The following is a 19,397-nucleotide window of genomic DNA, read 5'->3' as shown; positions in this document are numbered from 1 at the left end:
CCGGGAACGCCGGTTCGGAACTGGATCGGCTGTGCGGATATTTGCCGTTCCCGGAGGTCCCGAGGGTTTCGGGAGGTTCCGGGGATTCCGCGGCCCGGGGTTTCCGGGAAAACGCGGAGGCGCCCGACACCGGTGGTGTCGGGCGCCTCCAGGACCGTTCGCGGTGACTACTCCGTACGGAGCATCGCGTCGACCACCCGGGCGGCGGCCTGGCCGTCGTCCAGGTCGCAGTACGCCTCACGGAACGCGGCGGCCTTGTCCGCGTACTCGGCGGCGACCTCGTCCATCCGGCCGAGCGCGGCGACCAGCTCCTCGGAGGTGGCCAGCAGCGGGCCGGGCGCCTCGGCCTCGAAGTCCAGGCTGAATCCGCGCAGGTTGTCCCGGTAGTGCTCCAGGTCGTGGGTGAAGAAGAACATCGGCTTGCCGGTCGACGCGAAGTCGAACACGCTCGCCGAGTAGTCGGTCACCAGCACGTCGGCGATCAGCAGCAGCTCCGCCATGTCGGGGTAGCTGCCGACGTCCCAGATGTAGCCGTTGCCGGCGCCCGGGATCTGGCCGCACATCACGTTGTGCCGGCGCACCAGCAGCACCTGGTCGTCGCCGAGCGCGGCCTTGGCCGCCTCCAGGTCGATCCGCAGGTCGATCTGGTAGCCGCCCTGCGGCCGGCGACGGTCCTCGCGCCAGGTCGGCGCGTAGAGCACGACCTTCTTGCCCTCGGGCAGGCCGAGCCGCTCCCGGACCTGCTCGGCGGTCTTCTCCCGGTCGGCCGCGAACAGCAGGTCGTTGCGGGGCGCACCGCTCTCCAGGATCTCGCCCTTGAAGTCGAAGGCGCGCCGCAGCACCGGAGCCGACCAGCGGTTGCCCGCCACCAGCAGGTTCCAGTTCGGCACCTCCCGGGCCAGGCCCTTGAGGTAGTTGGAGTCGGTGAACCAGACCTTCTCGAAGTCGAAGCCGACCTGCTTCAGCGGGGTGCCCTGCCAGGTCTGCAGGACCACCTGGCCGGGGCGGCGGACGAAGAAGTCGGGCAGGTGGGTGCTGGTGACGATGTACTTGGCGGTCGCCAGCGCCTCGAACCACTCCGGGCTCCACAGCCGGACGGCCGTCGCGCTCTGCGGCAGCTCGACCTGCATGTCGTCGCTGCCCCACAGGTGCTCCAGCGCCAGGCCGCGGCGGACCAGCTCCTCGTGGACGGCCCGCGGCGAGTCGGCGTACATGCTGCCGTTGCCGGCGTTGTACAGCACCGTGTCGCGCACCGGCAGCCGACGGGCGGCCGGGTAGTCCGCGCTGCGCAGCTGGCGCTGGCGGTAGCCGGACCGCTCCTCGGGCAGCAGCGCCGCGTGCGACTCCAGCGACAGGCCGTCGTGGTAGCGGCGCTCCAGCACGATCCGCTTGCCGCGGGACTCCACCTCCAGCGGCAGCGCGGCGAAGCAGACCGGGGTCACCTGAGCGGAGGCGTCGGACAGCTTCTCGACCGGCGCGCCGACCTGGCGGAAGTAGACGTCCCAGGTGCCCTTGGCGAACGGCACCCGGCCGGCGAAGGAGGCCGTCGGCACGGCGGGCAGCGCGGTGCGGAAGCGGCCCTCCGAGATCTCCACCGGGTAGACGTGCTCCTCCTCGCGCCAGTGGTGACGGACCACCAGCTCCCAGCGGTGCGCGCCGGGCAGCGGGAACGAGCCGCTGAGCAGGAAGCCGTCGGCGCCGCGCGCGGACACCTCGTCCACCAGCGGCTGCAGCAGCTGGTCGGAGAACTGCAGGTAGCCGCCCGGGGAGGGCTTGGAGTAGAGCGAGCGGCGCAGGCCGGCCGGGGCCTGCGGGTTCAGCGGCACGTGCAGCTGCTCGGGCGCGTTGCGCTCGTCCCAGGCCACCGGGACGACACTGCCGTCGGCCAGCAGCAGCGCGGTGTCCCAGCGGTCGCGGGCGCGCTCGTCGGCGACCGGGTCCAGCTCGGCCCAGGCCTCGCGGACGGCGGTCAGCTCGGCGGTCGGGAAGGAGGCGGTGAAGGGCTGCAGCGAGCCGACCGGCGCGCCCAGCTCCAGCGGGACGTCCACGGTGCGGTCCGACTCGACGTGGGTGAGCCGCAGCAGCGCCCCGGCGAAGCTCGGGCCGGAGCGGGCCGCGCCCGAGACCTCCACCCGGCCGGCGTGCGCGGCCAGGCCGGTCACCCGCGCCTTGACCGTCTCCACCCGCAGGAAGACGAAGTTGTCCCGGACCCACGGCACGATCCGCACGTCCGGCTCGACCCAGTGCGACGGCACGTACAGCGCGGTGTCGCTCCAGCCGGCCGAGATCCGGCCCTTGTACACCCCGCCCTTGCCCGCACCGGCGACCAGGAGGCGCCAGTGGCCGTCCTTCCACTGGCCGCGGTGCTTGAGCTTCTTCGGGTCGAGCGAGACGGTGAAGCCGGACCAGTCGCAGCTGTACAGGTCGTGGTTGCAGCTCGCGGTGGCCTCGGGGCTGTACGTGGTCTTCATCGGGACGGCGAGCACCCGGCGGCCCTTGGTCTCGCGCACCACCAGGGTGCGGACCATGTCGTGCTTGTTGGCCGCGCCCAGCTGCTCCGGGTACGCGTGCCCGGTCAGCTGCAGCTTCCCGCCCACCCAGGCGCTCTCGTACAGCCGGCTGCGCATGACCAGCGAGTTGTCCAGCTTGAGCACGCCGGACGGCACGCTCTTGCGCCCGCCGCGCAGGAACGGGTAGTCGGCGTACGGGCGCAGCAGACCGCGGGCCTGGACGCCGCCGCCGCTCTCGCCCTCGTACTTGATCTGCTCGACCAGCTCGTCCACCCGGCCCGCGAGGGTCAGGTGGTACTTCAGCCGCAGCGGTGCGCGCAGCTTGCGGACCTGCTCGGGGCCGATCGCCCGGAGCAGCCGGCTGACGTGCTGGACGTAGGCGTCCCGGTACTCCTTGTCGCCGTCCACGACGGACCAGAAGAACATCGGGATCTCCTCGACGAGGGTGTTCTCGTCGTAGGACTGCAGGTACTGGGCGAAGCGCGGCTCGGTCTGCTTCTTCAGCCAGCCGCGGACCAGCTCGACCGAGGCGACGCGGTCGATCAGGCCCTTCGGGTTGGTGCGCATCTGCGTGATCGACATCTCGCCGACCTCGCGCTCGCGCCAGTGGTAGATCGGCTCGGAGAGCACGTCCACGCTCTTGGCGAGGTAGTGGTGCGGGACGCTGACCGGCGCGTCCTCGTACAGGATGCCCTCGGGGTAGAGCAGGTCGGCCGCGTCGAAGAACGAGCGGCGGTACACCTTGTTCCACGCGGTGCGGTCGGTGACCAGCGCCGGGACCTCGGTGATGTGGGTCTTGAGCCTGGTCTCCTTGAACGGCTTCACGTGACCGCCGGACTGGTAGTAGCCCACGGCACGGAAACGCAGCACGTTGCCGGTGCAGAAGTCCGAGCCGGTCTCCTCCAGCGTGTTGATCATCAGCTCGTACGCGCTCGGCGGCATCGAGTCGTCGCTGTCCACGAAGCACAGGAACTCGGCGTCCGGGTCGATGTGCCGGATACCGGTGTTGCGGGCCGCGCCGAGGCCCTTGTTCACCTGGCGGACCAGCCGGAAGCGCGAGTCCTTGGCCGCGTACGCCTCGGCGAGCGCCGCGCTGTCGTCCTTCGACCCGTCGTCGACCATGACGCACTCGAAGTCCGTGAAGGTCTGGGCGGCGATCGAGTCGAGGCACTCGACGAGATAACGCTCGACGTTGTAGATCGGAACGACGATGGAGAGGCGGGGAGCCATCGGCTACGCAGGCCTTTCTGGGGAAGGAGCGAGGCAGCCCGTTGGGGGCCTGACCGCACTTCGAACGGTGCGTACGTGCGTCCCGATCCTACCTCCGGGGCCGGGGCCTCCCCGGGGGCCACTACGCTGGGCCCCGTGCCCCGCTTCAGCGTCATCGTCCCCGTGTACCAGGTCCAGGACTACCTCGCCGAGTGCCTCGACTCGGTCCTCGGCCAGGACGGGCCCGACTTCGAACTGATCGCGGTGGACGACCGCTCCCCGGACGGCTGCGGCGCGATGCTGGACGAGGCCGCCGCGGCCGACCCCCGGGTCCGGGTGCTGCACCTGCCGGAGAACGTCGGCCTCGGCCGGGCCCGCAACGCCGGCCTGGAGGTCGCCGGCGGGGACTACGTGGTCTTCCTCGACAGCGACGACACCCTCACCCCGGGCCTGCTCAAGGCCGTCGACGAGCGGCTCACCGCCACCGACGACCCGGACGTCCTGGTCTACGACTACGCCCGCACGTACGCCGACGGCCGGATCACCCGGGCCGCCTCCGCGCACGTCTTCGGCGCCGCCTCCCCGGACGTCTTCGACCTCGACGCCCGCCCCGACCTGCTCGACCTGCTCCAGGTCGTCTGGAACAAGGCCTACCGCCGCGACTTCGTCACCGGGCAGCAGTTGGTCTTCCCGGCCGGCTACTACGAGGACACCCCCTGGACGTACCCGGCGTTGCTCGCCGCGGGCCGGATCACCCTGCTCGACCTGGTCGGCGTGCACTACCGCCAGCGCCAGGAGGGCGGCAACATCCTGGCGACCGCCAGCCGCAAGCACTTCGACGTCTTCGCCCAGTACGACCTGGTCTTCGCCTTCCTCGACCGCCGCCCCGACCTGGACCGCTGGCGCCCGGTCGTCTACGGCCGGATGCTGCACCACCTCAACACCGTGGTCTCCAAGCCCGGGAGGGTCCCGCCCGGCGACCGCCGCGAGTACTTCCGCCGCGCCGCCGCGCACTGCGCCCGGCTGCGCCCGGCCGGCTACCGCCCGCCGGCCGGCGTGGACGGCCTGCGCACCGAACTGCTCGGCAGCGGCCGCTACGCCGCCTACCAGGCCGTCCGTGCGGTGGCGAAGGCCCGCCGGCTGGTCAGGCGGTAGACCCGGGACACCCCGGACACCCGGGACACCCCGGACACCCGGGACACCCGGGACACCCACGGCATCCGGGACACCCGGAAACCCTGAGCCGGCCCCGTGCCTGACGGCCGTTCGGGGGACGGGCCGGTATAACCGGTCGGGTGGACTTCCTGACCCGCCTTCCGGTCATCGGCCCGCTCGTCTCCAGGGTGCTGCGCACCCGGGCGTACCGGGTGTACGAGTACTTCTCCGCGGCCCGCGGCAACCGGCTGGCCGGCGCCGTCACCTTCTTCGGCTTCCTGGCCCTGTTCCCGCTGCTCACGGTGGGCCTGGCGATCGCCGTCGCGACCCTCAGCGACAGCCGGGTGCACGACCTGCAGGAGCGCATCTCCGACCAGCTGCCGGGCATCTCGGACGCGCTCGACCTGCCGTCCCTGGTGGCCAGCGCGGGCACGGTCGGACTGGTCAGCGGGGCGCTGCTGCTGATCTCCGGGCTCGGCTGGGTGGACACCATGCGCACCTCGATCCGGGACCTGTGGCAGCTGCCCGACGACGAGGGCAACGCGGTGCTGCGCAAGGCCTGGGACGTCGTGGTGCTGGGCGGCCTCGGCCTGGTGTCGCTGTTCTCCCTCGCCGCCTCCGCCGCCGGGACGACCCTGGCCGGGCGGATCGCCGAGGCGATCGGCCTCGGCAGCGGCTACCTGCTGACCGGCGTCGGCGTGCTGATCGCCATAGGGTGCGACACCCTGCTGTTCGCCTACCTGCTGGCGCCGTTCCCCGGGATCACCGGCCAGCGCCGCCGGGACGTCCTGCGGGGCGCGCTGATCGGCGCGGTCGGCTTCGAACTGCTGAAGATCCTGCTCGCCTCCTACCTCGGCTCGGTCGCCGGGCGGAGCCTGTACGGCGCCTTCGCCACCCCGGTCGCGCTGCTGCTGTGGATCAACTTCGTCTGCCGGCTGCTGATGTACTGCGTGGCCTGGACGGCGACGGCCGACCCGGAGGCCGCCCGGGAACGGACCAGGGCGCACGGACGGGCGCTGCTGGAGGCGGCCGACAAGGCGCAGGCGCAGGCCGAGGCGCAGGCCGAGGAGCGGGCCGAGGCCCGGGCCGGGAAGGCCCGGGCGCAGGCGGAGAAGGCCGCCGGGAACGGCGGGGCCCGGCCCCGGGACTGAGGCCGGGCCGGGCCGTCCGACGGGTGGTCAGCCGGCGGAACGGCGCCGTCGCAGGACCAGAGCGCCGTACCCGGCCCCGGTCCCGGCCACCACGACGGCCGCCCAGCCGACGAGGCCGAGTCCGTCGTCCCCGGCCGGCGCGGGGGCCGCGGCGGGCGCGGCGGCGGGGGAGGGGTGCGGCGGCGGCGCGGGCGTGCCGGCCGTGCCGCCGGCCTGGCCGGTCGGCTCGTCGCCGCCGGGCGGTGCCTCGTCGACCAGCTTGCCGACCGGCTGGACCTTGCCGGCCGCGGCGAAGCCCCAGTCCAGCAGGGCGGCCGTCTCGTCGTACACCTTCTGGTAGCTCGCCGGGTGCATCACCGTCACCAGCAGGGTGCGGCCGTCGCGCTCGGCGGCGCCGACGAAGGTCGAGCCGGCGTTGGTGGTGGTGCCGTTCTTCACCCCGATCAGCCCGGGGTACTTGCCCAGCAGCCGGTCGGTGTTGGCGATCCCGAAGCTGCCGCGCTGGCCGGTGTTCTTGTCCACGGCGCCCGGGAACATCGCGTCCCGGGTGGCGCAGTACATACGGAAGTCCGTGTTGCGCAGGCCGGCCCGGGCGAACAGCGACAGGTCGTAGGCCGAGGAGACCTGGCCGTCCATGTCGTAGCCGTCCGGGGAGACCACCCTGGTGTCCTTCGCCTGCAGCGCCTCGGCGCGCGCCTGCATCTCGGCGACGGTCTGCGGGATGCCGCCGTTCATGTGCGACAGGACGTGCACGGCGTCGTTGCCCGAGCTCAGGAACACCCCGCGCCACAGGTCCTCGACCCGGTACTCCAGGTTCTCCTTGATGCCGACCAGGCTGCTGCCGGCGCCGATCCCCTGGATCTCCTCGTCGGCGACCCGGTGCACCGCGTTGCGGTCGAACTTGGGCAGCACGGTGTCCGCGAAGAGGATCTTCAAGGTGCTCGCCGGGGGCAGCTTGAGGTGCGGGTTGTAGGACGCCAGCACCTCGCCCGACGCCGCGTCGGAGACTATCCAGGACTGGCCGGTGAGACCGCTCGGCAGCGCCGGGGCACCCGCCAGCGGGGCCACCTGGACCCCGGGGTTCCCCAGCCGCTCGCCGCCGACCGCGGCCGACGGGGGCGGCTGCTGCGGGGCCGCGACCGCCGCCGGGGCGGCGAGCAGGACCGGGAGGGCCGCGGTGACCGCGGCGCACAGGCGTGCGAACGTGTGACGGGGAGTGGGCACCAGCAGACCGTACCCATTCCGGGCCCCGGACGTCCGCCACTCCGGGCCCGTCCTCCGCAGGAGGGGCCCGCCGTACGCCGATCGGCGGCCCGCGCATACTGGGGACGCACACCCTCTTCACACCCCCGCCGAGGACCTCCCATGAAGCTCAGCCGCCGCACCTCCTGGTTCCTGACCGCCTTCGGGGTCTGGTCGATCATCATCTGGACCACCTTCGTCAAGAACCTGTGGAAGGACTCCGGCGGCCAGGCCTTCACCAACGGCGACCACTCCCAGCCCACCGCCTTCTTCTGGGTCCACCTCCTCCTCGCCGTCACCTCCTTCGCCCTCGGCATCGCCGTCGGCACCATCGGCCTCCGTGGCCTGCGCGCCACCCGCCGCACCCCGGCCACCGACTGAGAATTCCCGTTGCCGCTGTCAGTGCCTGCTGGCAGGATCCCCACCGCTCGTGCACGTATCGAAAAGATCTGCAGACACAGGGGTGGGAAATATCCATGACACTTCGACACGCCCGCAGGCTCGGGTGGTCGGCCGCGGCGACGGTGGTCGCCGGCCTGATCGCCGCTCCCGCTGCGGTGGCCGACACCGCGCCGGACACCACGAGTCCGACCGTCACCGTCTCCTCGCCCGACTTCCCGGCGGGTGGCCCGGCCACCAGGTACGCGGGGCAGAAGGGGACCTTCGTCCTGAGGACCGCCGACCCGGCCCCGCCCGGCGGGACGGCCTCCGGGGTCGCGTGCGTCCGGTACGGCTGGGACTACCTCGGCGTCTCCTCCGGCTGCGACGGACCGGGCGCCGTCCGGCCGGACGGCGACGGCACGGTCACGCTGAACCTCCAGGTCGTGAACTGGGGCACCAACACCCTCACCGTCGAGGTGACGGACCGCGCCGGCAACGTCGGCCGGGCGGGCTACACCTTCTACGCGCCCTCGAACCCGAACCCGCCGAGGACTCTCGGCGACGTCGACGGGGACGGCGTCGCGGACATCCTGGTGCCGGACGCCCAGGGCAACCTCCAGTACCTCGGTGTGAACGCCACCGGCACCGTGCCCGGTTCGACGGTCCGGGCGGCCGTCGCGCCCGACCGGACGGGCTGGGCGTCGTACCAGGTCGCGCACCGTGGCTGGTCGAACGACCACGCACCGTCGGCGGACGACTTCTTCGTCCACAAGCCCGGCCAGGGCTACCTCTACCTGTACCGGAACGTCGACTACGGCTCCTTCGGCCAGACGTGGACGGGTGCGGACCGTTCCACCGAGTGCGTGGACGACACCGCGACGGTCGTGGCCTGCCCCGCGGACTTCGCCAAGGACTGGTCCAAGGCCGACCAGCTGGTCGCCTTCGGTCCGGTCGACGGGGGCACCGAGCCCTCGCTGGTGACCCTGGAGGGCGGCAACCTCTGGCTGCACTCCGGGGGCGACTTCGCCTACGGCTACCAGCAGGCCCGCAAGCTCACCACCTCCGGTGCCTGGAACGGCTACGACCTGATCGCCCCCGGCCCCGACGCGGCCGGCGACCTCGCCCTGTGGGCGCGTGACCGGGCCACCGGCGAGCTGCACGCGTACCCGGTCCCGAAGAGGGCCGACGGCACCCCCGACTTCTCCGCCCTCGCCGACCCGTCCGGGCACGTGGTCGCCACCGGCTTCACCACCGCCGCCTACCCGACGCTCGGGAGTTCGGGCGACGGGGACGGGGACGGCGGGCCCGACCTGTGGGCCGTCACCGCGGACCGGCACCTGATGACCTTCGGCGGCTGGTCCGCGCCGAAGGACCTCGGCGCCCTGCGTTAGGGCCCGGCGAACGCCGGAGGCCCCCGACCGATCCGGGGATCGGGCGGGGGCCTCCGGGCTGTCAGGCGGGGATCAGAAGCGGCGGGTGACCAGCGCCCGCTTCACTTCCTGGATCGCCTTGGTGACCTCGATGCCACGCGGGCAGGCCTCGGAGCAGTTGAAGGTGGTGCGGCAACGCCACACGCCCTCACGGTCGTTGAGGATCTCCAGGCGCTGCTCGGCACCCTCGTCGCGCGAGTCGAAGATGAAGCGGTGCGCGTTGACGATGGCGGCCGGGCCGAAGTACTGGCCGTCGTTCCAGAACACCGGGCAGGACGACGTGCACGCGGCGCACAGGATGCACTTGGTGGTGTCGTCGAAGCGCTCGCGGTCCTCGGCGGACTGCAGGCGCTCGCGGGTCGGCTCGTTCCCCTTGGTGATGAGGAACGGCATGACGTCCTTGTACGCCTGGAAGAACGGGTCCATGTCCACGACCAGGTCCTTGAGGACCGTCAGGCCCTTGATGGCCTCGATCGTGATCGGCTTCTCCGGGTCGACGTCCTTGATCAGGGTCTTGCACGCCAGCCGGTTGCGGCCGTTGATCCGCATGGCGTCGGAGCCGCAGATGCCGTGCGCGCAGGAACGGCGGTAGGTGAGGGTGCCGTCCTGCTCCCACTTGATCTTGTTGAGCGCGTCCAGGACGCGCTCCTTCGGGTCCATCTCCAGCTGGTAGTCGACCCACACCGGGTCCGGGTGCTCCTCCGGGTTGAACCGGCGGATCCGGAAGGTGACGGTGATCAGCTGCGTGCCACCGGCCTCGACCGCGTCCAGAGCGGCCGAGTGCTTCTCCACAGTCGGAGTGCTCATCAGTACTTACGCTCCATCGGCTGGTAGCGGGTCGTCACGACCGGCTTGTAGTCGAGGCGGATGGAGGTGCTGCCGTCGGCGGCGACCTCCTGGTACGCCATGGTGTGCTGCATGAACTTGACGTCGTCGCGGGTCGGGAAGTCCTCGCGGTAGTGACCGCCGCGGGACTCCTCGCGGGCCAGCGCGGAGACGGCCAGCACCTCGGCCAGGTCGAGCAGGTTGCCCAGCTCGACGGCCTCCAGGAGGTCCGTGTTGTAACGGAAGCCCTTGTCCTGGATGGAGACGTTCTTGTAGCGCTCCTTCAGCGCGGCGATGTCCTCGACCGCCTGCTTCAGGGTGGCGCCGGTGCGGTACACCATGGCGTTGGCGTCCATGGTCTCCTGCAGCTCCTTGCGGATCTGCGCCACGGACTCGGTGCCGGTGCCCTCGCGCAGACCGTCGACCAGGGCCTGGACCTTCTCGGCCGGGTTCTCGGGCAGCTCGACGAACTCGTGCGCGTTGGCGTAGTCGGCGGCGGCGATGCCCGCGCGACGGCCGAACACGTTGATGTCCAGCAGCGAGTTGGTGCCCAGGCGGTTGGCGCCGTGCACGGACACGCAGGCGACCTCGCCGGCCGCGTACAGGCCCGGGACGACGTCGGTGTTGTTGCGCAGGACCTCACCCTCGACGTTGGTCGGGATGCCGCCCATGGCGTAGTGCGCGGTGGGCTGGATCGGGATCGGGTCCGTGTAGGGCTCGATGCCGAGGTAGGTGCGCGCGAACTCGGTGATGTCCGGGAGCTTGGCGTCCAGCTGCTCCGGCGGCAGGTGGGTGAGGTCCAGGTAGACGTGGTCGCCGTCCGGACCGCAGCCGCGGCCTTCGCGGATCTCGGTGTAGATCGCGCGGGAGCAGACGTCACGGGACGCGAGGTCCTTCATGACGGGGGCGTAGCGCTCCATGAAGCGCTCGCCGTCCTTGTTGCGCAGGATGCCGCCCTCGCCGCGGGCGCCCTCGGTGAGCAGGATGCCCATGCGCCAGATGCCCGTCGGGTGGAACTGGAAGAACTCCATGTCCTCCAGCGGCAGGCCGCGGCGGTAGACCAGGGCCTGGCCGTCACCGGTGAGGGTGTGGGCGTTGGAGGAGACCTTGAAGAACTTGCCGGTGCCGCCGGAGGCGAACACGACGGACTTGGCCTGGAAGACGTGGATCTCGCCGGTGGCCAGCTCGTAGGCGACGACGCCGGCGGTCTTGCCGTCGTTGATCAGCAGGTCGAGGACGTAGAACTCGTTGAAGAACTCGACGCCGTGCTTGACGCAGTTCTGGAACAGCGTCTGGAGGATCATGTGGCCGGTGCGGTCGGCCGCGTAGCACGAGCGGCGGACCGGGGCCTCGCCGTGGTTGCGCGAGTGACCGCCGAAGCGGCGCTGGTCGATGCGGCCCTGCTCGGTGCGGGAGAAGGGCAGGCCCATCTTCTCCAGGTCGAGGACGGCGTCGATGGCCTCCTTGCACATGATCTCGGCGGCGTCCTGGTCGACCAGGTAGTCACCACCCTTGACCGTGTCGAAGGTGTGCCACTCCCAGTTGTCCTCCTCGACGTTGGCCAGGGCGGCGCACATGCCGCCCTGGGCCGCGCCGGTGTGGGACCGGGTCGGGTAGAGCTTGGTGAGGACGGCGGTGCGGGTGCGCTGCGTGGACTCGATGGCGGCGCGCATGCCGGCGCCGCCGGCGCCGACGATGACGGTGTCGTACTGGTGAATCTGCATGGGGGGTTAACTCGCCTCTGGCCTCTGCCGATGGTCGATGGTGCTCGCGGCTCAGATGTTGGGGTCGAAGGTGAAGATCACCAGGGTGCCCAGCAGCACGGTGAAGACCGTGGCGGTACCCATGAGCCCCTTGAGCCAGAGCCGGGTCGAGTCCTTCTCGGCGTAGTCGTTGATGACCTGACGCATGCCGTTGGCGCCGTGCAGCATGGCGAGCCACAGCATCAGGAGGTCCCAGCCCTGCCAGAACGGCGAGGCCCAGCGGCCGGCCACGAAGGCGAAACCGATCTTGGAGACGCCACCGTCGAGGATCAGCATGATGATCAGGTGGCCGATGATCAGGGCGACCAGGACGATGCCGGACAGGCGCATGAAGAGCCAGGCCAGCATCTCGAAGTTGGTGCGGGTGCGGCGCGGGGTCTTCTTGGTCCGCTGGCGCGGCGGCTCGATGACGAACGCGTCGGCCGGGTTACCGGTGCCGAGGCCCTTGCCGGTGTGCGCCTGCTTGGAGGGGACGACGACGGCGTCGGAGATTTCCGTGCTCATGTCTCAGCTCACTTCCCGAACCAGGAGATCAGCGTGTGCTGCAGGATCCCGTAGAAGGAACCGGCCATCAGCACCACCCAGACGCCGACCACGGTCCAGAGCATCTGCTTCTGGTACTTCGGGCCCTTGGACCAGAAGTCCACGGCGACGACGCGCAGGCCGTTGAGGGCGTGGAACAGGATGGCGGCCACCAGGCCGTACTCCATCAGGTTCACGAGGGGAGTCTTGTACGTCTGGATGACGGTGTCGTAGGACTCCGGCGACACTCGCACCAGAGCGGTGTCCAGGACGTGGGCGAACAGGAAGAAGAAGATGAGGACGCCGGTGACTCGATGAGCCACCCAGCTCCACATGCCTTCCCGGCCGCGGTACAGCGTTCCAGCCGGCACGGAAAAACCCTCCGGAAGCGATTGGGGGCTCGGCCGGCTTCGGTGTCGGTCAGCCCGGCCGGGTACGGTCCACCGGCCGCGAGCATCCTATCGACGCCTTCTCGCGTACCGCCTCCGGGGGCCCCAGGTGTGATCAATCAGGCACTTCTGGCCTAGTGGGGCGGGAACCAAGGAGCGGTTCGCCACTCTGGGTCACCGAATGACCGCGCCCCGCGTCGAAGGACGCGGGGCGGGCGGCTCGGGTTCATCCGTACGGGTGATTCACCCGCACGGATGAAAGAGGGGCGGGGGCCGGCTTCAGCGCGCTCCGGCCTCCGAGTGGGTGGCGACCAGGTGCTCCAGCCGGGTGAGGGCGATCCGGCGGAGCTCGTCCGCCGCGATCAGCCGCTCCTCGTCCGGGTCGTTGGCCAGGCGGGTGCGGATGGAGGAGAGCACGGTGTCGAGCATCTCCTCCGGGGCGACGCGCTCCAGGCAGACCACGAAGACGTGGCCGAACCGGGCCTCGTAGGCGGCGTGCGCCGCCCGCAGCGCGGTGTGCGCGGCCTGGCTGCCGGGGGCCCGCATGCCGAGCAGGGGCTGCGGCATCCAGCTCTCGTCCGCCAGGGCCTCGGCGAGGTCGGCCGGGCGGAGGTCGTAGGAGGCCTCGCTGGCGGCGGCCAGCAGGGACTCTATGTCGGGGTACGGCCGGTGCGCGGTGAGCCGCAGGGCCCAGCGGTGGCTGCCGCAGCAGGCCAGCAGGGCCTCCTCGGCGGCGCCGGCGTCGGCCTCGTTGAAGCGGTGCAACCCGAGGAGGGTCGGCTCTGTTCTGACGTCGAGCCGCTGTGACGGGATGTCGCTGGCCAGCGGGTCCTCCTCGTGAGGGCGGGAAGGTGCCGGTGAAGTGGGCTGGTGGGGCAGATGAAGTATGGGGCTGCGGAGAGGCGCTCGGGCGCCGGTCGGGCAGCGCCTCAAAGGTAGTTGAGCCGTCATCAGTTGGGGAGGGCGCACGCCGAATTCATCCGGACGAGCTATCAAGTTGTGACGTTGACACCTTCGCGTCAGCGCCCTCCCCGCGTTCATCTGCTGATCGGCAGGTCGGGATCAGGTGCAGCGGGTGCCCGCGGCCGGCACGGTGCCCTCCGTCAGGTAGGCCTCCAGGGCCCGGTCGATGCAGGTGTTGCCCTTGCCGAAGGCGCCGTGGCCCTCGCCGACCCGGGTGAGCAGGGTGGCGTTGGCGAAGCCCTTGGCCAGGGACTCGGCCGAGGCGTACGGGGTGGCCGGGTCGCCGGTGGAGCCGACCACCAGGATCGGGGCGCTGCCCTCGGCCCGGACGGTGTGCGGCTTCTCCTGGGTCTTGAACGGCCAGTAGGCGCAGCCGGGCTCGCTGTAGTCGTCCACCGTGACGCCCTTGGACAGCAGCGGTGCCTCGGCGAGCAGCCGGTCCACCGCGGCCTTGGCGTGCTCGGGGGTGGGCGCTGGGCGGACGGCGTCGGCGCAGCTGATCGCGTCGTTGGCCTCCTCGATCGGGCTGTAGTGGCCGTTCTCGTCGCGGCCGTTGTAGTCGTCGGCGAAGGCCAGCAGCAGGTCGCCGCGCTGCATGGTCATCGCCATGCCGAGGCCGACCCGCAGGTACTTCCAGGAGGTCTTCTCGTCGCCGTAGAGCATCTGGATGGTGCCGGGCCAGGCCAGGTCGCGGCCGAGCTTGCGGCCGTCCTTGGCGGTCAGCGGGCTGTCGTGCAGGCCGTCCAGGAAGTCGGCGGCCTTCTTGGCGGCGGTGGCCTTGTCCTTGCCGAGCGAGCACTCGTCGGGGTGGTTCTCGACGCAGTCGGCGGCGAAGCGCTCGAAGGACTTCTCGAAGCCGACCTGCTGGTCCACGCCGTGGTCCAGGGTGTCCTGGGCGGGGTCGACGGCGCCGTCCAGGACCAGTCGGCCGGTGTTCTGCGGGAACTCCTCGGCGTAGAGGGCGCCGAGGTAGGTGCCGTAGGAGATGCCCAGGTAGTCGAGCTTCTTGTCGCCGACGGCGGCGCGCAGCACGTCGAGGTCGCGGGCGGTGTTGCGGGTGCCGACGAAGGGCAGCAGCTTGCCGGACCTGGCCTGGCAGGCGGCGGCGTGGTCGGTGGACTGCTTGACGTGCGCGGCCCTGCGCTCGGCCGGGTCGAGCGGCTCGTCCAGCTGGTTGGCGGCGTCGTGCTGCTTGTCGTCGTAGCAGACGACCGGCGAGCTGGCGCCGGTGCCGCGGGGGTCGAAGCCGATCACGTCGAAGCGGTTGTGCAGGGTGCCGGTGAAGTCCTTGGCGCCGTACTCGACCATCTCGACGCCGGAGGCGCCGGGGCCGCCCGGGTTGACCATCAGCGAGCCGATCCGCTGGTCCGGCTTGGCGGCCGGGTACTTGATCAGTGCGAGGTCGATCGCGTCGGCGGCGGGGGTGGCGTAGTCGAGCGGGACGTGCAGCTTGCCGCACTTCATCCCGGAGGTGTCGATCTTGGCCTTCTCGGCCTGGGGGTCGGCCGGGCAGGCCGCCCAGGTGATCTGCTGGCCGTAGAAGGGCTTGAGCGCCGGGTCGGCCTCGCCGGTGGTCCTCGCGGTCGCCGCCGCGCCGCCCCCGACGCCGGTGGCGGGCGCGGAGGTGCCGGCGGCGTGGTCCTGGGCCGGCTCGGCGGTGCGGTCGCAGGCGGTGGCGAGGAGGAGGGTGCCTGCCGCCAGGGCGGTCAGCAGGACTCGTGGGCGGGCGGCCCGGAAGGTTCTCATCGGACGTGTGTACCACTGGGTGGTGACGCGTTCGACCAGGGGCCCCGGGGCCGCCCGCCCGGCCCGGATCAGCTCCGGTGGACCTTGTGGTTGGCGGCCTGCGCCCGGGGGCGGACCACCAGCAGGTCGATGTTCACGTGCGAGGGCCGGGTGACCGTCCAGGCCACGGTGTCGGCGATGTCCTCGGACGTCAGCGGCTCGGCCACGCCCGCGTACACCGCGGCCGCCTTCTCCTCGTCGCCGCGGAAGCGGGTGACCGCGAAGCCCTCGGACTTCACCATGCCGGGCGCGATCTCGATCACCCGGATCGGCTCCCCGCACAGCTCCAGCCGCAGCGTGGCCGCGATGGTGTGCGCGGCGTGCTTGGCGGCGACGTACCCGCCGCCGCCCTCGTACGCGGCCAGCGCGGCGGTCGAGGAGAGCACCAGCACCGTGCCGTCGCCGGTGGCCCGCAGGGCCGGCAGCAGCGCCTGCGTCACGTGCAGCACGCCGAGCACGTTCACCTCGTACATGGCCCGCCAGTCGGCCGGGTCGCCGTGCTCGACCGTCTCGGCGCCGATCGCGCCGCCCGCGTTGTTCACCAGGACGTCCACCCGGCCGACCTCGGCGGCGAAGGCGTCCACGGCGGCCCGGTCGGTGACGTCCACGGTGACCGCCCGCGCCGAACCGCCCCGGTCGGTGATCTCCTTGGCCAGCGCCTCGATCCGCTCGGTGCGGCGGGCGGTCAGCACCACGTCGAATCCCTCGGCCGCCAGCCGGCGGGCGGTCGCCGCGCCGATTCCGCTGCTGGCACCGGTGACCACGGCCACCTTCTGCTCGGTCATTGCCACTCCCTGGGGCTCATCGGTCGTTCACCCGATCATCTCAACCGCGTCGGCGCCCCGGCGGGCAGGCCATAGATTGCGAGGACAGCGCCCGCCGATCCCTGGAGGGACCCATGGCAGCCGAGCCGCGCCGCGCCGAGTCGGGCTTCGACGTCGAACCGCTGTACGGCCCCGAGGCACTGGCCGGCTGGGACCCCGGCGCCCGGCTGGGCCGCCCGGGGGAGTACCCGTACACCCGGGGCGTCTACCCGACCATGTACACCGGCCGCCCCTGGACGATGCGCCAGTACGCGGGCTTCGGCACCGCCGCCGAGTCCAACGCCCGCTACCGGCAGCTGATCGCGGGCGGCGGCACCGGCCTGTCGGTCGCCTTCGACCTGCCGACCCAGATGGGCTACGACTCGGACGCCCCGCTCGCGGCCGGGGAGGTCGGCAAGGTGGGGGTGGCGGTGGACAGCGTCGAGGACATGGCGGTGCTGTTCGACGGCATCCCGCTCGGCGAGGTGTCCACTTCGATGACCATCAACGCGCCCGCCGCCTTGCTGCTGCTCCTCTACCAGCTGGTCGGGGAGGCCCGGGGCGTCGCGCCGGCGTCGCTCACCGGAACCGTCCAGAACGACGTGCTGAAGGAGTACATCGCCCGCGGCACGTACATCTTCCCGCCGCAGCCCTCGCTGCGGCTGGTCGCCGACCTGTTCCGGTACTGCCGCGCCGAGATCCCGCGCTGGAACACCATCTCCATCTCCGGCTACCACATGGCCGAGGCCGGGGCCGATCCCGCGCAGGAGATCGCCTTCACCCTGGCCAACGGCATCGCCTACGTCCGTACCGCGCTCGCCGCCGGGATGGCCGTGGACGACTTCGCCCCCCGGCTCTCGTTCTTCTTCGTGGCCCGCACGACGCTCCTGGAGGAAGTGGCCAAGTTCCGGGCCGCACGCAGGATTTGGGCCGGAATCATGCGCGAGGAGTTCGGTGCGCGGGATCCGCGCTCGCAGATGCTGCGGTTCCACACCCAGACCGCCGGGGTACAGCTCACGGCCCAGCAGCCCGAGGTCAACCTGGCCAGGGTCACCGTGCAGGCGCTCGCCGCGGTGTTCGGCGGCACCCAGTCGCTGCACACGAACAGCTACGACGAGGCGATCGCGCTGCCCACCGAGAAGGCCGCCAGGCTCGCCCTGCGCACCCAGCAGGTGCTCGCCCACGAGACCGACGTGACCGCCACCGTCGACCCCTTCGCCGGGTCGTACGCCGTCGAGTCGCTCACCGACGGAGTGGAGGCCGCCGCGCTGGCCCTGATGGCCCGGATCGAGGACCGGGGCGGTGCGGTGGCCGCGATCGAGCAGGGCTTCCAGAAGGCCGAGATCGAGCGCACCGCCTACCGCGTCCAGCAGGAGACCGACTCCGGCGAGCGGACCGTGGTCGGCGTCAACCGCTTCAGGGCGGACACGGAGGAGCCGTACCAGCCGCTGCGGGTGGACGCGTCGATCGAGCGGCAGCAGGCCGGGCGGCTGGCCCGGCTGCGGGCCGAGCGCTCCGCCGGCGCCGTCACCCGGGCGCTGGACGGGCTGCGCCGCACCGCCGAGGGGACGGGGAACGTGCTGTACCCGATGAAGGAGGCGCTGGCCGCCCGGGCCACCGTCGGAGAGGTGTGCGACGCGCTGCGCGGGGTGTGGGGGACGTACGCCCCGGTGGAGCGCTTCTGAGCACCGTCTGAACGGACGTCAACGTCCGGGTGCCGTCAGGGAAGTGGCGGCCGTGACCACCGGCCCGGGGGATCGTTGCACAGGGCAAGCAACCCGGGGAAGGCGGCTGAAACGAGATGTCATACCCACCTGTCCGGCCGGTATGCGCCCATCCGGGGACTAATTTTCCGGAAGTCGGGCCAAAACCCCCCAGCAGGCCTACGATTGGCGAGATGAACCGTCCTGAGCCCACTCAGCCGGGCGCCACTCTCGCTGCCGCACGCCCCGCCGCCGACCTGCGCGACCGGGTGGGGGCGCTGGAGCCCGAGCTGATCGCCTTCCGCCGTGATCTGCACCGGCACCCGGAGCTTGGCCGCCAGGAGTTCCGCACCACCGGGCTGCTGCGCGACCGGCTGGTGGCGGCCGGACTCGAACCCCGGGTGCTGCCGGGCGGCACCGGCCTGCTCGTCGACATCGTCCCGGCCGGCACCGCCCCGGGCGCCGAGTTCCTGGCCTTCCGCGCCGACATCGACGCACTCCCGATCGACGACGCCAAGACCGACGTGCCGTACCGCTCGACCGTCCCCGGCCGGGCCCACGCCTGCGGCCACGACGTGCACACCGCGGTGGTGCTCGGCGCCGGACTGGTGCTGGCCGAGGCCGCCCGCACCGGCGAGCTGCGCCGCCCGGTCCGGCTGGTCTTCCAGCCGGCCGAGGAGGTCATGCCGGGCGGGGCGCTGGACGTGATCAAGGCCCGCGGGATGGACGGCGTCGGCCGGATCTTCGCGGTGCACTGCGACCCGAAGGTGGAGGTCGGCCGGATCGCCCTGCGCACCGGCGCGATCACCTCGGCCTGCGACCGCCTGGTGCTGCACCTGGACGGCCCCGGCGGGCACACCGCCCGCCCGCACCTGACCACCGACCTGGTGACCGCGGTGGCCCGGATGGCTGCCGACCTCCCCGGCGCCCTGGCCCGCCGGATGGACCCGCGCTGGGGCGTCAGCCTGGTCTGGGGCCGGATCGCCTCCGGCTCCGCGCCCAACGTCATCCCGCAGCACGCCGAGCTGGAGGGCACCGTCCGCTGCCTGGAGCTGGACGGCTGGCGCGAGGCGCCGGACCTGCTCCACGAGCTGATCGCCAAGCTCAGCGAGACCTACCGGGCCAAGTGGACGCTGGACTACCACCGCGGGGTGCCGCCGGTGGTCAACGAGGCGGTCTCGGTCGCCCTGCTGGACGAGGTGATGAACGCGCGGTTCGGCCGGGACGGCCGGCAGGTGGTCGAGGGCACCGAGCAGAGCCTCGGCGGGGAGGACTTCTCCTGGTACCTGGAGCACGCCCCGGGCGCGCTGGCCCGGCTCGGCGTCCGCGCCCCCGGTGACACCACCGTCCGCGACCTGCACCAGGGCCGCTTCGACGTGGACGAGCGGGCGATCGGCATCGGGGCCGAGCTGTTCGCGGCGCTGGCACTGGGGGCGGACGGCCACTGAGGGCGCAGCCGCGGGGCGGCAGCCGACATGTGGGCGGATTGTCGGGATTCGGGGTTCGGTGGCGGTTCCGTAAACTGGGCCCCACCAACCTCGGACCACCGTCCGTGTCACGGGAAAG

The 19,397-nt window shown here is 71.8% G+C and carries 15 protein-coding genes; 6 read left to right on the top strand and 9 right to left on the bottom strand.

Going from position 1 to position 19,397, the window contains the following annotated elements:
• Window positions 1-167 precede the first annotated feature (167 nt).
• Complete coding sequence (locus tag ACIGG8_RS29960; protein WP_396551875.1) at window positions 168-3,740, bottom strand: CDP-glycerol glycerophosphotransferase family protein; 3,573 nt, start codon at window positions 3,738-3,740, stop codon at window positions 168-170.
• Window positions 3,741-3,875: 135 nt separating this feature from the next.
• On the opposite strand from ACIGG8_RS29960, the gene ACIGG8_RS29955 reads away from it, so the two are divergent.
• On the top strand, window positions 3,876-4,874 hold the full coding sequence (locus ACIGG8_RS29955) for a glycosyltransferase family 2 protein (RefSeq protein WP_396551874.1): 999 nt from the start codon (window positions 3,876-3,878) through the stop codon (window positions 4,872-4,874).
• A gap of 140 nt (window positions 4,875-5,014) precedes the next feature.
• Window positions 5,015-6,025 (top strand): YihY/virulence factor BrkB family protein, encoded by a 1,011-nt coding sequence (locus ACIGG8_RS29950; protein ID WP_396551873.1) that lies wholly within the window; start codon window positions 5,015-5,017, stop codon window positions 6,023-6,025.
• A gap of 27 nt (window positions 6,026-6,052) precedes the next feature.
• Here ACIGG8_RS29950 and ACIGG8_RS29945 read toward each other — a convergent pair whose 3' ends face one another.
• Window positions 6,053-7,249 (bottom strand): D-alanyl-D-alanine carboxypeptidase family protein, encoded by a 1,197-nt coding sequence (locus ACIGG8_RS29945; protein WP_396551872.1) that lies wholly within the window; start codon window positions 7,247-7,249, stop codon window positions 6,053-6,055.
• A 141-nt stretch (window positions 7,250-7,390) separates the two neighbouring features.
• Here ACIGG8_RS29945 and ACIGG8_RS29940 point away from each other — a divergent pair, with 141 nt between their 5' ends.
• Window positions 7,391-7,648, top strand: a complete 258-nt coding sequence (locus ACIGG8_RS29940) for an SCO4848 family membrane protein (RefSeq protein WP_030059128.1) — start codon at window positions 7,391-7,393, stop codon at window positions 7,646-7,648.
• Window positions 7,649-7,743: 95 nt separating this feature from the next.
• Window positions 7,744-9,039, top strand: a complete 1,296-nt coding sequence (locus tag ACIGG8_RS29935; protein WP_396551871.1) for a hypothetical protein — start codon at window positions 7,744-7,746, stop codon at window positions 9,037-9,039.
• 72 nt (window positions 9,040-9,111) lie between these two features.
• Here ACIGG8_RS29935 and ACIGG8_RS29930 read toward each other — a convergent pair whose 3' ends face one another.
• The 7 genes from ACIGG8_RS29930 to ACIGG8_RS29900 form a co-directional block, all read right to left on the bottom strand.
• Window positions 9,112-9,885: a succinate dehydrogenase iron-sulfur subunit gene (locus ACIGG8_RS29930; protein ID WP_396551870.1), complete on the bottom strand. Its 774-nt coding sequence runs from the start codon at window positions 9,883-9,885 to the stop codon at window positions 9,112-9,114.
• Window positions 9,885-11,627: a succinate dehydrogenase flavoprotein subunit gene (gene sdhA, locus ACIGG8_RS29925; protein ID WP_396551869.1), complete on the bottom strand. Its 1,743-nt coding sequence runs from the start codon at window positions 11,625-11,627 to the stop codon at window positions 9,885-9,887. The genes ACIGG8_RS29930 and sdhA overlap by 1 nt, the downstream gene beginning before the upstream one ends.
• 51 nt (window positions 11,628-11,678) lie before the next feature.
• Window positions 11,679-12,170 carry a succinate dehydrogenase, hydrophobic membrane anchor protein gene (gene sdhD / locus ACIGG8_RS29920; protein ID WP_350519986.1) on the bottom strand — a complete coding sequence of 164 codons (492 nt, stop codon included), beginning with the start codon at window positions 12,168-12,170 and terminating at the stop codon, window positions 11,679-11,681.
• An 8-nt stretch (window positions 12,171-12,178) separates the two neighbouring features.
• The gene (gene sdhC / locus ACIGG8_RS29915) at window positions 12,179-12,559 is read right to left on the bottom strand and encodes a succinate dehydrogenase, cytochrome b556 subunit (RefSeq protein WP_033332398.1); all 381 of its coding nucleotides are present in this window, start codon (window positions 12,557-12,559) and stop codon (window positions 12,179-12,181) included.
• A 297-nt stretch (window positions 12,560-12,856) separates the two neighbouring features.
• The gene (locus ACIGG8_RS29910; protein WP_350519987.1) at window positions 12,857-13,342 is read right to left on the bottom strand and encodes a 2-oxo-4-hydroxy-4-carboxy-5-ureidoimidazoline decarboxylase; all 486 of its coding nucleotides are present in this window, start codon (window positions 13,340-13,342) and stop codon (window positions 12,857-12,859) included.
• A gap of 297 nt (window positions 13,343-13,639) precedes the next feature.
• Window positions 13,640-15,286 carry an alpha/beta hydrolase gene (locus ACIGG8_RS29905; RefSeq protein WP_396551868.1) on the bottom strand — a complete coding sequence of 549 codons (1,647 nt, stop codon included), beginning with the start codon at window positions 15,284-15,286 and terminating at the stop codon, window positions 13,640-13,642.
• 68 nt (window positions 15,287-15,354) lie between these two features.
• Window positions 15,355-16,110, bottom strand: a complete 756-nt coding sequence (locus tag ACIGG8_RS29900; RefSeq protein WP_350519989.1) for an SDR family oxidoreductase — start codon at window positions 16,108-16,110, stop codon at window positions 15,355-15,357.
• Window positions 16,111-16,223: 113 nt separating this feature from the next.
• On the opposite strand from ACIGG8_RS29900, the gene ACIGG8_RS29895 reads away from it, so the two are divergent.
• Window positions 16,224-17,813, top strand: coding sequence for a methylmalonyl-CoA mutase (locus ACIGG8_RS29895; RefSeq protein ID WP_396551867.1), 1,590 nt, complete (start codon window positions 16,224-16,226; stop codon window positions 17,811-17,813).
• Window positions 17,814-18,025: 212 nt separating this feature from the next.
• Window positions 18,026-19,279 carry an amidohydrolase gene (locus tag ACIGG8_RS29890; RefSeq protein ID WP_350519991.1) on the top strand — a complete coding sequence of 418 codons (1,254 nt, stop codon included), beginning with the start codon at window positions 18,026-18,028 and terminating at the stop codon, window positions 19,277-19,279.
• Window positions 19,280-19,397: the final 118 nt, after the last annotated feature.

Origin of the sequence: Kitasatospora sp. NPDC085464 (assembly GCF_044541955.1) — a bacterium.
Taxonomy (GTDB): Bacteria; Actinomycetota; Actinomycetes; order Streptomycetales; family Streptomycetaceae; genus Kitasatospora.
The sequence above is the reverse complement of the archived record's forward strand: the minus strand, read 5'-3'. Positions and strand labels throughout refer to the sequence as shown.